General features: G+C 52.2%; 4 protein-coding genes. All 4 read left to right on the top strand.

All coding sequences use genetic code 11. From position 1 onward, the window contains the following. The first annotated feature begins 18 nt into the window (after positions 1–18). The 4 genes from L6H65_RS03580 (at position 19) to L6H65_RS03565 (ending at position 15,179) form a co-directional block, all read left to right on the top strand. Positions 19–3,228 (top strand): non-ribosomal peptide synthetase, encoded by a 3,210-nt coding sequence (locus L6H65_RS03580; RefSeq protein WP_236339032.1) that lies wholly within the window; start codon positions 19–21, stop codon positions 3,226–3,228. Positions 3,229–3,266: 38 nt separating this feature from the next. Beyond that, the gene (locus L6H65_RS03575; RefSeq protein ID WP_236339031.1) at positions 3,267–13,130 is read left to right on the top strand and encodes a non-ribosomal peptide synthetase; all 9,864 of its coding nucleotides are present in this window, start codon (positions 3,267–3,269) and stop codon (positions 13,128–13,130) included. A gap of 276 nt (positions 13,131–13,406) precedes the next feature. Further along, positions 13,407–14,138 carry a ZIP family metal transporter gene (locus tag L6H65_RS03570; protein ID WP_236339030.1) on the top strand — a complete coding sequence of 244 codons (732 nt, stop codon included), beginning with the start codon at positions 13,407–13,409 and terminating at the stop codon, positions 14,136–14,138. Between the two features lie 162 nt (positions 14,139–14,300). Further along, positions 14,301–15,179, top strand: coding sequence for an ABC transporter ATP-binding protein (locus L6H65_RS03565; RefSeq protein ID WP_236339029.1), 879 nt, complete (start codon positions 14,301–14,303; stop codon positions 15,177–15,179). Positions 15,180–15,661 lie beyond the last annotated feature (482 nt).

Here is a 15,661-nt window from a genome sequence, read left to right as displayed (position 1 = left end):
GGGGAGTGTGGGGCGGAAATGACATATTCGACAGTCAATGAAGCAGGGTGCAGCAGCTCGCTGCATGCCAGATTTGCCGAAAGTGTACAGCGATGGCCAGAAGCAGCGGCGGTTGTCAGCGGAGGTCGACAGCTGTCGTACCAGGAGCTTGACGACCGCGCCAATGCGATTGCAGCCTTGCTGCAGGCACGAGGAGCCGGTCCGGACGGCATCGTAGCGGTCATGATGAATCGGTCAGTGGAAATGATCGCGGCTATTATGGGTGTTTTGAAATCAGGTGCTGCTTACTTGCCGATCGACCCTGCTTTGCCGCATGAACGGATTTCCTACATGCTGGGCAACAGCAAGGCTCTTGCTCTTGTCACGCAGAACGAGCTGGCGCATGTAGTTGACGAGATCGAATGTACGGGATACGTGCTGGCTGTAGATGAAGTCATGGCTGCGGCAGCTTCCTCCGAGAAAGTTAATTATCCGAATCAACCGAATGATCTCAGCTACATCATCTACACCTCCGGCACGACAGGAAGACCAAAAGGGGTCATGATCGAGCATCGGAATGTGCTGAATTTGATGGCGGGCCTGCAGGATATCGTGTACAAGCACTACTCGTTGACTCCTCTGAAAATCGCACTTGTCGCACCTTATTATTTTGATGCGTCTGTACAGCAAATTTTTGCGGCTTTGCTGTTCGGACATTGTTTATATATCGTGCCAGAGGATGTCCGCATAGACGGACGCAAGCTGCTTGCCTTCTACGCCGAGCATGGCATTGCGATTACGGACGGCACTCCGGCGCATTTGAGCTTATTATCTTATGCGATGTCGGCCGCAGGCCAATCAACGGCAGTCCAGCATTTCATCATTGGCGGCGAGGAGCTGACAGGTCAGACGATAGAGGCGTTTTATAGCTGCTTCGGCGAACATAAGCCTGCTGTTACTAATATTTATGGTCCGACAGAATGCTGCGTCGATTCGTTGGCCTATCAGATTGTGCCGCCAGGACCAGGCGTGGAGACAGCAGCTTCGATTCCAATCGGCAAGCCGCTTCTCAATCAAACGGTTTATCTGTTCGATGAAGATAGGACCGTCATTCAAGGAGAAGGGACGGGGGAGCTGTTCATTTCCGGCGCTGGCGTAGGACGTGGTTACCTCCATCTGCCAGAATTAACGGAGCAGTGCTTTCTTCCCGATCCCTTTGATTCCTTCGAATCCTTCGAATCCTTGGAGTCCGAACGCAAGATGTACAAGACAGGCGATATCGTTAGACGGCTCTCGGACGGCAATATTGCTTTTATCGGCCGAGCCGATGATCAAGTGAAAATAAGAGGCTTTCGAATTGAATTGGGCGAGGTGAGAGCGCGGCTGCTTCAGCATCCTGATGTGATCGAGGCCGCAGTCGTCTCTCGGCGCGATGCCGGAGGCGAGCCCTGTATATGCGCTTATGTCGTTCCCAGGTCGGAGATGGAAGCAGATGCGGCATCGCTTCATGCGTTTACGGCTGAAGGACTGCCAAGTTATATGATTCCCGCTCACTTCGTCCCGCTTGCGCAATTGCCACTTACGCGCAATGGCAAGCTGGACCGCAACGCTCTGCCTGAGCCGCTGGAATCGGGAACCCGCGAGATTGAGCTGCCATCAAGTGTAGCGGAAGAAAGGTTGCTCCCGTTATGGAGAGGGGTGCTCGGTATCAGCTCGCTTGGCGTTCTGGACCATTTCTTCGAATGGGGCGGCCATTCCTTGAAGGCGAACATGCTCATTGCCGGCATTAGCCAGCAGTTCGGGGTGGAAGTTTCCCTGCTCGATATTTTTGACAATCCAACGGTCAGACAGCTCGCGGCCTGTATCGAAGCTTCTGATCGAGAGGCGGCTGCGGCGATTGAATCGGCTGGACTTCGAGACCATTACCCGCTGTCCTTTGCTCAGAAATGGATGTATATTCTGTCTGCGATGGATACAGGCGGGGTTTCATGGAACATGCCTGGAATGATACGGATTGAGGGCGAGCTTGATGCCGCCCGATTCTGCGATGCTGTCAAGCAGTTCGTGCGGCGGCATGATATGATGCGGGCATCGTTCAAATGGACAGGCGGCATACCGGTTCAGGTTATCCATCATAATGTCGAGCTGACCATTCCGGTCATAGACGGGGATGAGCAGCAATTGGACGGCCTTATTAGCAGGTTTGTGCGTCCCTTTGACACGGGAAGCGCTCCACTGCTGCGCATGGAGCTGGTGAAGCTGTCAGAGAGCTTGCATTTGCTGCTCTTCGATGCTCATCATCTCATATTCGATGGCGCGTCGATCGGCATCTTTATGAATGAGACTGCTCAGCTGTATGAGGGAGCGGTATTGCCCGAGCCCAAGCTGCAGTATCAGGATTTTGCTGTATGGCAGGAGGGGGCATTCACTGCTGACCGGTTGGCCAAGCTGGAATTGTACTGGATGAACGAATTCTCAGGCGAGCTGCCTGTTCTGGAGCTTCCGACTGATCGTCCAAGGAACGGGCCGCTTAGCGGACGCGGCGAAACGCTCCATCTCACCATTGAAGGTGAGACGGTCAGCAAAGTAAACCGCTTGTCTGTCGAGACGGGCAGCTCGCTATATATGATTCTATTAACGGGATTAAATATTCTGTTGTATAAATATACCGGACAAGAGGATATCATTGTCGGTTCTCTAAGCGCGGGCAGAGGCGCGGCCCAATGGGCGGATATTCCAGGCATGTTTGTTCAGACGCTGCCGATGCGTAATTTTCCTCAGGGCAATAAGACAGCCAGCGTGTTTCTTAGGGAAGTTAAGGAGCGCTCCTTGCAGGCCGTTGCGCATGAGGAGTTTCCTGCTGACCGGCTGGAGCAGCTGCTTGCCCCGAAAAAACGCGATCGCAGCCGTTCTCTGTACGATGTGATGCTCACCTTCCTGAACTTCGAGGATCAGGAGATGCGTATTCCGGGACTTGCGATCAGCTCTTCCGGCATTGATCTGGCATTGTCGCGTTATGATTTCGTCATCGAGGCCAAGCAATCGGCGGCAGGCATTGCATTGCAGCTCAGCTATAGTACGGATTTGTTCGAGAAGGGGACAATTGTTCGCATGATGGATGATTATTCTGCCATTCTGGCCGAGCTCGCCGATAACCGCGATTCATCTCTGAAAGAGATTGCATGGAGCCAGATTCAATGGGAAAGCGAGCAAGAAGAGCTGACAGACGAGATTGATTTTGCTTTTTAATGAACCAGCTTTGAAGAAGTCCTTATAGGAGTGGTGAAATGATAGATAAGTTAACGCGCAACATTTTGCTCAACAGCGGCAAGCTGGATAAGGAAAAAGCATACTGGATCGACAAGCTTGGCAGCGAATTCAGCTTCGGGTTATTCCCTGTTGATCATCCATACCCCGCTCAATGGGAGTATAAGGGTGCTGTGAAGGAAGCTGGAATCTCCTCAGAAACATGCGGCAGGCTGGCTGCCATCTCCAATCAATCGGACTATGCGCTGTACGTTATTTTATTGTCGGGTATTCAATATTTGCTCTCTGTTTATACAGGAAGGGAGGAGGCTGCTTCAAGCATGCCGGTGTTTAAGCCGGGCAAGGAGGCAGCACCGCTCGTCAATGCAATCGTTCCGCTCCGTGCAGCAGTCAACGCGGGCAGCTCTTTCAAGGAGCTGCTTGCCATTGTCAAGCAGACGGTGACGGAAGCGAATGCAAACCGCAATTTCCCATTGGAGAAGCTGGGGGAATTGCTGGATTTGCCAGCGGACGCTCAGGAGCAACCGCTCGTTCATGCCTGCATTATGCTGGATTCTATCCATGATCCGAAGCTGATTGAAGGGCTGCCGATCGATCTTCTCTTCCGCTTCGAGAAGAAATCCGGAGCCGAGCTTGCCATTCAAGTGCAATATAATGAAACGATATACAGCGGAGATACGATTAATGCCATCGTTGAGAAGCTGTTGCTGCTCTACAGCCTTGCTCTGCAGCAGCCAGCGACTCCGCTGCGGGAGCTGCCGCTATTCACAGAGGAGGAGCAGCGCGAGATAGCTGACAAGCTCGCGAGGGCGAGCAGCAATCGCGCCTATGCCGGGCCTCGCAGCCGTAAAAATGACATGCATCCGCTTATGCAGCGCTGCGTGGAGCAATCGGTGAAGAAATGGGTATTCGAAAGCGATATCCAGCTCTCTGCGCTATGGGTATTGAAGGAGCGCAAGCTGGCGGATATGAATACCCTTCCCAGTACGGCATATGTGGATATGGCTGTCTATGCAGCGAGGGTGCATTTCAAGCAGGACACGATTGGACTGCGAAATGTTCAATTCTACACGCCATTCATAGCCCAGGAAGGGAAGAAGCAGGTTCTTCGTACTGTTATTGAGGTGATTGGAGAGCGTTTAAGTATCCAAATTGCCAGCTCGGCGGGCAGTGATGCTTCCTCTTCGGAGAATTGGACGATCCATGCGGTGTGCGAGGCGGCGGTTCATGGCTCGCGCGTGCCGGAGAAAGCCGATATTGGACAGCTTCAGCAGCGCTGCGGCAGCATGACTCCTGATTCAACTGCTTTGCTTGCTGAGGATAGGGGCGGATTCGGCTATGGACCGAGATGGCAGGGCATGGCCTCCTATGGCCAAGGTCAGAATGAAGCGGTTATTGCCGCTGAGCTTCCTGCTGAATTTGCCGATGATCTGGACGCCTATAGTCTGCATCCTGCGCTGCTGGAAAAGGCGTCCGTATATAATATGGGGAGCGGACATCGCGTATTCCCGATTGGGATGAGAAGCGTTAACGTGTACGCGCCGCTCACAGGAAAGCTGTTCAGCCGCCTTTCGTGGCCAGGCGGAAGCAATGGTCCACTCGTGCAACAAGGACAGGAACAAACGGTGTACGATCTGTCCATTATGGATGACACAGGAGCTGTTTTGCTGGAGATTGAGGGTCATGCTTCAATTGTGATTGAGGATGCCCATAAGACGAGCCAGGCATTAAGCGGCAACGGGAGTCTGTACCACCAAGTGAAGTGGGTGCGCAGCGACTTGGCAGATCCGGACGGGACGGGCGGATCATTCTCAGCTGATTCGCTCAAGACGCGGCCAGCTGGCGCCGTACTTATTCTGCGTCTTGAAGAAGGTACCGGGCGTGAGCTGTCAGACGTCTATCGGGCACAGGGCGCTGATGTCATTGATGTTATATGGGGCGAGCGTTACAGCAAGGAATCAGCCAACCGGTTCACGATTTCGGGAGCGCCGGACGATTACGAGAAGCTGCTGAACGAAGCCGGAGAGGGAAGGATTACGCAAATCGTGCATATGCTCGCGGCAGTCAGCAATGACGTGGGAGCGAGCGCCGAATTGGAGGACGCACAACAGCGCGGCGTGTGGAGTCTGTTCAACCTCGTGAAGGCTCTGGGTCAATTAAAGCAGCGCAATCCGCTGGAGCTGTTGATTGTTGCATATGGTGCGATGGCAGGCTTGTCGGCTGCTCGTATTGTTAATCCAGCGTATGCGCCGCTAATAGGACTAAGCAAGGTCATCTCGGAAGAGTATGTCCATATAAGCTGCAGGGGCATCGACATCGATGAACGAACGTCTGTCGCAAGCTTGCTGCGTGAGCTGACCTCCTCAAGCAGCAGCCAGATCACTGTTTACGATGGCGAGCTCAGACATGTCAAGCAGTTGGACGAGCTTGATATCGAGGAGCTTGGGACTGCCGGACATATTTCAATTGTACCTGGCGGCGTTTATCTCATAACAGGAGGCACAGGCGGACTGGGCCTGGAAATCGCCAAGTATTTAACAACATTAAATAATGTCAAGCTCATACTCGTTAATCGGTCCATCATGCCGGAGCGCGCTATATGGGATGAGCTAATTGAAAGCTCAGGCATCAATCGAAGGCTGGTCAAACAAATCGCAGCGATCCGCGAGATGGAGCAATCCGGCTCAACTGTCGTCTGCTATGACGGCAATATCACCGATGAGAAGCGGATGAATGAGATTGTGTCCGATGTGAAGCGTCTCTTCGGCGGTATTAACGGCGTCATTCATGCTGCTGGCGCAGCGGGAGATGGCTTTATCGCCCGTAAGGAAGCTTCTGCTTTCCGTGAGGTGTTAAGTCCGAAGGTTGCTGGAACAGTTGTGCTTGACCTTGCTACCGCGCAGGAATCGCTTGATTTCTTCGTGCTGTTCTCCTCGATTGCAACGCTTGCGGGCGCTGCAGGACAGGGCGATTATACGGCTGCCAACAGCTTTCTGGATAGTTATGCGGCATATCGCAGGGGAAAAGGGAAACGAACGCTGGCAATCAACTGGGCTGGCTGGAGCGAGACGGGGATGGCGGTCGATTACGGGACACAAGAATCGTTCTTCTCGGGTCTGGGTACGAGGACAGCCCTTCAAGCCTTTGCCAAGGCGTTGGACAGCGGCCTGACGAATGTCGTTATCGGCCAGTTGAATCTGACGCATCAAGTATGGGAAATGGTTGATCGTCTGCCAATCCGGATATCCGATGAGCTGCGTCAGCATATAGCAACGATCAGAGCGATTACTGTTCAGCGGAAGGCTGCTGATCAAGCGGATTCGTCAGCTCGCTCTGGCAGCGAGCAGCCAAGCAAAGCGGCAGGCTTGACTGCTGTAACGAGTAATGCTGCAACAGAAACCGAGCGGCGGATTGCAGCAATCTGGGGTGAAATTCTCGGATTCGATACCATTAATATTGAAGACACTTTCAGCGAGCTGGGAGGTCATTCACTGAATGCCATTACACTGGTGAAGCTGATTCATAGCGAGATGAATGTTGATATTTCACTAGGTGATGTCTTCCTGTATCCGACAATTCAGGAGCTTGCCCGGCAGTTGGACAGCTCGAATACAATCGAGCATATTTCGATTCCGCAGGCTCCGCTCAATGATGTTTATCCGCTTACTTCGGCGCAAAAAAGATTGTTTATTCTCCAGCATATGGAGGGTGTCGGTACGAGCTATAATATGCCCGATGTACGCCTTATCGAAGGGAAACTGGACAAGGAATGGCTGAGACAAGCTTTTCAAAGTCTCGCGGATCGGCATGAATCGCTGCGAACAACCTTTGAATGGCATAATGACGAACCGGTTCAACGCATTCATAAAGAGGTGGAAATTCCGCTCACCATTTATCAATTGGCGGATGGCGAGAATGCGGAGAAGCATATTAACGCTTTTGTCCGGCCTTTCGCGCTGGATCAAGCGCCCCTGTTCCGTGTCGGAATTGTAGAGCTGGCCGAGGATCGCAGCCTGCTGCTGTTTGATCTTCATCATATTGTCGCTGACGGGCTATCAATGGATATCATTACCTCGGAATTCGTTGCTTTTTGTGAAGGCAGCAGCTTGCCGGAGCTGCGTATTCAATACAAGGATTTTGCTGTATGGCAGAATGAGCAATTGAATACTGGCCAACTGGATGCTCAGAAGCGTTATTGGAAGGAGCAGATTTCCGGCGAGCTGCCCGTACTCCAGCTTCCGACTGATTACCCGCGTCCAGCAGCCCGGTCCTTTGAAGGGGGCGTCGTCACCAAGGAGCTGAGTCCAGCTGAGTGGGAGCGTCTGCAGCTATTTGCTGAAAGCAATGGCGTCACGATATATATGCTGCTGCTTGCTGCCTACACGCTCGTATTGTCCAAATATTCGGGTCAAGAGGATGTTATTATCGGCTCGCCGGTTGGAGGGCGCAGCCATGCCGACCTGACTTCGATCATCGGAATGATGGTCAATACACTGCCTATGCGCAATTATCCGACAGGCGACAAAACGTTCCTCGCTTTTCTGGATGAGGTCAAGAACAATGCGCTTCTGGCATTCGAGAACCAGGATGTGCCATTCGAATGGCTGGTGGAGGAGCTTTCTGTTCGCAGGGACCCGAGCCGGAATCCGATTTTTGATACGATGCTCGTCATGCGAAATATGGAAGTCAATTCTTTTGTACTGGATGGTATTCATATTCGACCCTATTCGACGCCGCAAGTGATGGTGAAGTTTGATCTGCTGCTGGAATTGCTGGAGACCGATGGCCAGCACAAGCTGTTTCTCGAATATGCGACGAAGCTCTTTACAGAAGAGACAGCAATGCGTTTGGTGGATCATTTGCTGCACATTCTGGATTCCGTAATGGCGAATCCGCAGCAGCAGCTGTCTGCCATTGAGATGATCTCGTCAGAGGAGCGGCGGAAGCTGACTACAGTGTTCAATGATACAGCCGCGCCGTATCCGTCGGATAAGACCGTGCATCAATGGATAGCCGAGCAAGCAGCGGCCTCTGCGGATGTTGTGGCTGTAATCGGGAATGAACGTTCCCTGACCTATCGCGAGCTGGATGAACAGGCGGAGCGTCTGGCTCACAGCCTTGCCGCAGCGGGCGCGGAGCGCGGAAGCATGATCGGTATTATGATGAAGCGAAGTCCCGATCTGCTTGTCAGTCTGATTGGCATTTGGAAGACAGGGGCAGCTTATGTTCCGATTGATCCCGAATATCCGGCAGATCGCATTCGCCATATGCTGGAGGACAGCGGCGCGAGACTGCTGCTGACGGACGGCTCAGGTGCGGTGAGCTTGCAGTATAGCGGAAGCATCGTATTCTTTGATGATCTGCTTGCTTCGGCGGGAACCAGTCATAACGACACCGCCACCGCCACTAGGGTGGAACCGAAATCAGAGCCAAATGATCTGGCTTATATGATCTACACTTCCGGATCGACGGGCAAGCCGAAGGGCGTTCTGATCGAGCATCGCTCTGTCGTCAATTTCATCGCGGGCATTACGTCTGCAATCGATTTTGGCCCGGCGAAAAAAGTGCTGCTTCTAACGACTGTTTCCTTCGATATTTTCGTACTGGAGGCGCTGCTTCCGCTAGCTGTCGGCGCAGCAGTGGTCATCGCAGATGAACAGCAGCAGAAGGAGCCGAAGGAGATTGCGGAGCTCATCATTCGCAATGGCATCGATATGCTGCAGATGACACCGTCCAGAATGCAGATGCTTCTGCATGCGGGAGAAACGGCTTGCTTGCAAGGCGTCAAGGAGATTATGCTTGGCGGCGAACCGCTTCCGGCACATATGCTGGATAGCTTGAAACAGATCACGCCATCGCGGATCTACAACATGTATGGACCGACGGAAACGACGATCTGGTCGGCTCTGCAGGAGGTCACGCATGCGAAGCATATTACAATTGGGCGTCCAATCGCCAATACGCAGCTGTTTGTCGTCGATCAATATGGCGGATTGCAGCCGATTGGGGCTGTAGGGGAGCTTTGCATTGCAGGTGACGGTCTAGCAAGAGGATACTGGAACCGCCCAGAGCTGACAGAGGAGAAGTTCATTCCTTGCCCGTTTCTGCCAGGCCGGTTCATGTACAGGACAGGAGATTTGGCAAGATGGCTGTCTGATGGGACGCTGGAATGTCTGGGCAGAGCAGATTCTCAAGTAAAGATTCGCGGACATCGCATTGAGCTTGGAGAGGTTGAGGCGGAGATGCTGCAGGCCGATCATGTGCTTGAAGCAGCCGTTGCAACAGTGGAAGAGGATGCGGGCGCAAAGAGCTTGTGCGCTTACTATGTTTCGAAGGATGGGCAGGAATTGGGCGGGCTCCGCGACCATCTCGCCGGGACGCTGCCTGGCTATATGGTTCCGGCCTATCTAATCAGGCTGGATCGGATGCCGCTTACGCCGAATGGCAAGCTGGACCGCAAGGCACTGCCGAAGCCGGACAGCGGCTTGCTTGTACAGCATAGCGACCGTTATGAAGCGCCGTCCACTAAGCTTGAGAATGTGGTTGCTTCTGTCTGGCAGCAGGTGCTTCGTATTGAACGGGTGGGGGTGAACGACAATTTCTTCGAGCTTGGCGGTCACTCGCTGAACGCTGTCGTCATGATCAAGCAGCTCCATCGAGCTGCGGATATCGAGCTTTCACTGGGAGATGTCTTTGCGAACGCAACGGTTAAAGGGCTGGCACAACGGATGGAGAACGCAGAGGTAGTTCGTCATGTTGCCATTGAGCCCGCTCCTGAAAGGGAGGTCTACCCGCTTTCACCGGGACAGCGGCGAATTTTTATATTGCAGCATATTGAAGGCGTGGAGACGAGCTACAATATGCCGGGCACATGGCTGATTGAAGGAAAGCTTGATATTGATCGTTTGGAGGGAGCCTTCAAGGCGATAGTCGAGCGGCATGAAGCGCTTCGCACCACCTTCGAATGGGAGGAAGGGGAGCCGGTTCAGCGCATTCACAAGCAGGCGGATGCTCGTTTGTTCTACCACAAGCTTGCAGACAATGAAGATGCGGAGGGCATCATCGCTTCGTTCATCCAGCCATTCGCGCTGGAATCAGCGCCATTGTGCCGCTTCGGCATTATCGAATTGTCGGAGCAGCGATTCCTGCTTCTCTTCGATGTGCATCATATTGCAGCCGATGGATTATCGATGGATATTGTTACGGAGGAGTTCGCTGCCTTATACGAGGGTCGGAGCCTGCCCGAGCAGCGGCTGCAGTACAAGGACTATGCAGTCTGGCAAAATGCGCAGCTTGAAACTGGACTTCTGGACGCTCAGAAGCAATACTGGCAACATACATTATCCGGCGAGCTGCCGGTGCTGGCGCTCCCAACCGATTATCCGCGGCCTTCAGCCCAGTCCTTCGAGGGTGGAACGGTCTCGCGCAACTTGGATGTTGCGCAATGGGAGCAATTGAAGCGGCTAGCGGAGAGAAGCGGCGCTACGCCTTATATGGTCGTGCTCGCCGCCTATACCATAGTGCTGTCCAAGCATGCCGGGCAAGAGGATGTCATTGTCGGCTCGCCTGTCGGCGGTCGCAATCATGCCGATCTGGATCGCATGATTGGTATGATGGTCAATACGCTGGCGATGCGCAATTATCCGTCTGGACAGAAGACGTTCCTGGCGTTTCTGGAGGAAGTGAAAAACAATGCCCTCAAGGCATTCGACAATGCGGCTGTGCCATTCGAGTGGCTGGTAGACCAGCTCTCCATCCGCCGTGATCCAAGCCGCAATCCGATTTTCGATACGATGCTCATTATGAGAAATGTGGAGGTGAACACCCTCTCCGTTGGTGGAATTCATATTCGTCCGATGGATACTCCGCATGTGATGGTCAAATTCGATTTGCTGCTGGAAGTGGTGGAAACAGACGGTCAGCCCAAGTTTTATCTGGATTACGCGGCTAAATTGTTTACGGAAGAGACAGCTATCCGTTTGATGGACCATTTGCATCGTGTTCTGGATGCGGTTATTGCTGACCCTATTGGGCAGCTGTCAGCCATCCAAATGATAGCGCCGGAAGAACGCAGCAAGCTGGAAATTCAATTTAATGAAACGGCAATGACGTACGCGAAAGATATTACAGTCCACGAGTGGATCGCAGAGCAGGCGCGGACAACTCCTGCAGCAGCAGCCGTTATCGGGGACCAGCAGGCGCTATCGTATGCGGAATTGGACGAGCAGTCGTCGCGTCTGGCCGCGGGCCTCACGGCAGCAGGCGTAGGCCGCGGCAGCATTGTCGGCATTATGATGAAGCGCAGCCCTGATCTGATTACCGGACTGCTTGGCATATGGAAGGCAGGAGCGGCTTACGTTCCGATTGATCCTGAATATCCGGTGGACCGTATTCGCCATATGCTGGAGGACAGCGGAGCGAAGCTGCTGTTGTCCAAAGGCGTTGAGACGAGCAGCCTGTATTTCGACGGCGCCATCATGTCTTTCGATGATCTGCTGGCCGCAGCGCAGGGGGATCTGAGCAGCGCAGGCGCAGCGCAGCTAGCTGCTGCTGCCGGACCGGAGGATCTCGCTTATGTGATCTATACCTCGGGATCGACAGGCAAGCCGAAGGGCGTCATGATTGAGCATCGGTCGGTTGTCAATTTCATGACAGGAATGACGTCGGCGATCGATTTCAGCGCTGAGAAAAAAGTGCTGCTTCTGACGACGGTTTCATTCGATATATTCGTCCTAGAAGCACTTCTGCCGCTAGCGGTTGGAGCAGCAGTTGTCATCGCGGATGAGCAGACGCAGAAGGACCCTAAACGAATCGCAGAAGCCATCAGCCGTTATGACATTGATATGCTGCAAATGACGCCATCCAGGATGCAGATGCTGCTGCATGCCGGACAAACAGATTGCTTGCGGTATGTTAAAGAAATATTGCTAGGCGGGGAACCGCTGCCGCCTCTCATGCTGGACAGCCTGAAGCAGCTTACGAATGCCCGACTGTACAACATGTACGGCCCGACAGAAACGACGATCTGGTCTACTATGCAGGAGGTCACGAATTGTGATTACATTACAATTGGGCGACCAATCGCCAACACCCAAGTATTTGTCGTAGATCAGTATGACGGGCTACTGCCGCATGGCGCTGCCGGAGAGCTGTGCATTGCAGGTGACGGGCTGGCAAGAGGGTATTGGAACCGTCCTGATCTGACAGCGGAGAAATTCGTTCCATGTCCATTTCTTCCTGGCAAAATGATGTACAGAACGGGTGATTTGGCAAAATGGCTTCCTGATGGAACATTGGTTTGCTTAGGCAGAATCGATACACAGGTCAAAGTCCGTGGTCATCGAATCGAGCTGGGCGAGATAGAAACGGCTCTTCTTCAGCAAGAAGGAGTATACGAAGCGGCAGTGACAACGATTGAGGATGAAACGGGAATAGCGAGTCTGTGCGCTTACTTTACGGCGGATAACGGGGTAGAGGCGAGCGCGCTTAAGGAGCAGCTGTCCCGCTCTTTGCCAAGCTACATGGTTCCTTCATTCATCATTCGAGTGGAGAAGATGCCGCTTACGCCGAATGGCAAGCTCGACAGGAAATCTCTGCCGAAACCCGAGGAGCGTCAGCTTCAAGGCGGCGAGGGCAATGATGCGCCATCCACTGCGCTAGAAAATACAATCGCAGCCGTATGGATGCAAGTGTTAAAGGTAGACAAAGTAGGAGTGAACGACGATTTCTTTGATCTTGGCGGACACTCACTGCTTGCTATTCGACTTGAGGTTGAGCTGGAATCCAGCGGTCTGCCAGCAGGAGAAATAAATATTTACGAGCATAATACAATTAAAGCAATGGCAGCTGTTATTCAGCCCCATCTTGGCGTAACGACCGGATGATGACAGGATAGGCTTTAGAGGCGGCTTTAGAGCCGGGTAAGCGGCAATGACAAACAGCCGCAGCGAATACGAGGGCTGTCCCAAAAGTAACGTTTCTGTTGCTTTTGGGACAGCTTATTTGTTTTTTCTGCAATTCGATTCATGTGCCGGAAGCAGCCAGCATCGCAGCTGGCCTTGTCAGCATTGATCCTTCACACCAGTAGTTTGCATTAAATCTGCAGATTAAGTACACTATCGATGATCGATGATGCAGAATAATACGGAGGAGATTCATTCGTGGAGGCAGCTTTACTCGGGAGTATACTATCAGCTATGGCTACCATCTTAGGAGCCGCACCTATATTTTTTATACGCAAACTGTCCGAGAGATGGAAGGATATTCTCATTGCCTTTACGGCTGGAATTATGGTGTCTGCCTCAACCTTTGGCTTGATGCCGCAAGCGATTAAAGAATCGGGTATTGTTGCGCTGACCATCGGCATTTTGCTTGGAATCGTAGCCCTGGATCTTATTGAGAAGAATATCCCTCATATTGATGTGGAGAACGACAGCCATGTCAAATCATTTGATTCCAAATCCATCCTGATTATTATCGCCCTGTTCATTCATAACATTCCTGAAGGGCTGAGCACTGGATTCAGCTATGCGAGCCAGAATGAAGGGTTAGGCCCGATGGTGGCGATCTCAATTGGCGCTCAGAATATTCCTGAAGGTCTTATTCTAGCTGTATTCCTCATAAACTCAAACGTAAACAAACTGAAATCGACCCTGATTGTTTTCGCGACTGGCTTGATGGAGGCTGTATCAGCGGTGGCGGGATATTATACGGCGAACTATATTGAAGGCTTGATTGGTGTGGGGTTGGCTTTTGCCGCTGGAGCAATGCTGTTCATTGTCTATAAAGAATTGATTCCTGAAAGCCATGGACATGGCTTTGAGCGATCTTCGACCTATTCCTTTATTATCGGATTGTTGATGATGGTCTATATCAGCCATTGGTTTGGATAAACCGAATACGGATAATTCACAATTCAGCCTTCATTTTACCTGCGCCCGTGAAAAAGAATCGGGTTATCTATTGACAGGTGAAGATGAAGTTTGATAAATTGTCATTAAAAATGAGAATCATTATCACCGTAGCGGATTGATGAATAGAGAGGAAGATATAATATGGAACGATTGAATACGAAGGGACTTAATATCGGTTATGCGGAAACTTTGATCGTGAACAATTTGAATTTATCTGTACCGACTGGGAAAATTACTGCTCTTGTCGGCTCCAATGGCTCCGGCAAATCGACTATTTTGAAGACGATGGCCCGTATCATGAAGCCGCAATCAGGCGATGTGCTGTTGGATGGCAAGACGATACACGGGCAATCAACGAAGGAAGTGGCTCGGCAGCTTGCTATTCTGCCGCAAAATCCGACTGCCCCGGACGGACTGACCGTTTCCGAGCTTGTCGGCTATGGACGTTTTCCCCATCAAAAGGGCTTTGGCAGCTTGACCCGCGAGGATAAGGAGATCATTCGCTGGGCAATCGGAGTGACAGGAATGGATGCCTTTATGGATCGTCCAGTTGATCAACTGTCAGGCGGCCAAAGGCAGCGTGCCTGGATTGCGATGGCGCTTGCTCAGCAGACGGATATTTTGTTCCTGGACGAACCGACTACCTTTCTGGATATGGCGCATCAGTTGGAGGTGCTGCAATTGTTGCAGAAGCTGAACCAGGATGAAGGACGGACAATTGTAATGGTCGTTCATGACCTAAACCATGCCTCCCGCTATGCCCAGCACATGGTTGCGATCAAGTCCGGCAAAGTTGTCAGCGAGGGTGCGCCGAAGCATGTTATGACCAAAGAGGTGCTGCGCGAGGTATTCGCAATTGAGGCCGATATTCTTGCTGATCCGCGAACAGGCGTACCGTTATGCATACCATTCGAGCTTGCTGGCTCGGCACATGTTCCACAAAAGCCTTTGCAGGAAATACCTGCGTCGGCGGTTGTATCAACCGTGGAGGAAAGAGAGCTTGTCGGTATGGCTAAGTAGCGGAAGCATCCGTCCAGACAGACGGGTATCAACACTACATAATGAGCATGACCACTCTAGTTAGCTGAGAGTCGTCATGCTTTTTGTGCTTCAGGTCAGTCCAGACATTCACTGTATGTGGCGGAAAAACCGCGTTACAGCTCGGAAAAGTGGGCTGAGGCACGCTGTAAGGCTGAGAAACCTTCTTACAGATGCCAATGCATCGCAGAATCCTCTTCGGCAATCTCCATAAGGCGGAAAAACCGCGTTACAGCTCGGAAAAGTGGGCTGAGGCACGCTGTAAGGCTGAGAAACCTTCTTACAGATGCCAATGCATCGCAGAAAGCCCTTCGACTATCTCCATAAGGCGGAAAAACCGCGTTACAGCCCGGAAAAGTGGGGTGAGGCACGCTGTAAAGCTGAAAAACCCGCTTACAGACGACAAAGCATCGCAGAAAGCCCTTCGACTATCTCCATAAGACGGAAATACCGCTTTACAGCAC

Origin of the sequence: Paenibacillus plantiphilus, from assembly GCF_927798095.1 — a bacterium.
Taxonomy (GTDB): domain Bacteria; phylum Bacillota; class Bacilli; order Paenibacillales; family Paenibacillaceae; genus Paenibacillus_Z; species Paenibacillus_Z plantiphilus.
This window is presented reverse-complemented; position numbering and strand designations above follow the sequence as displayed.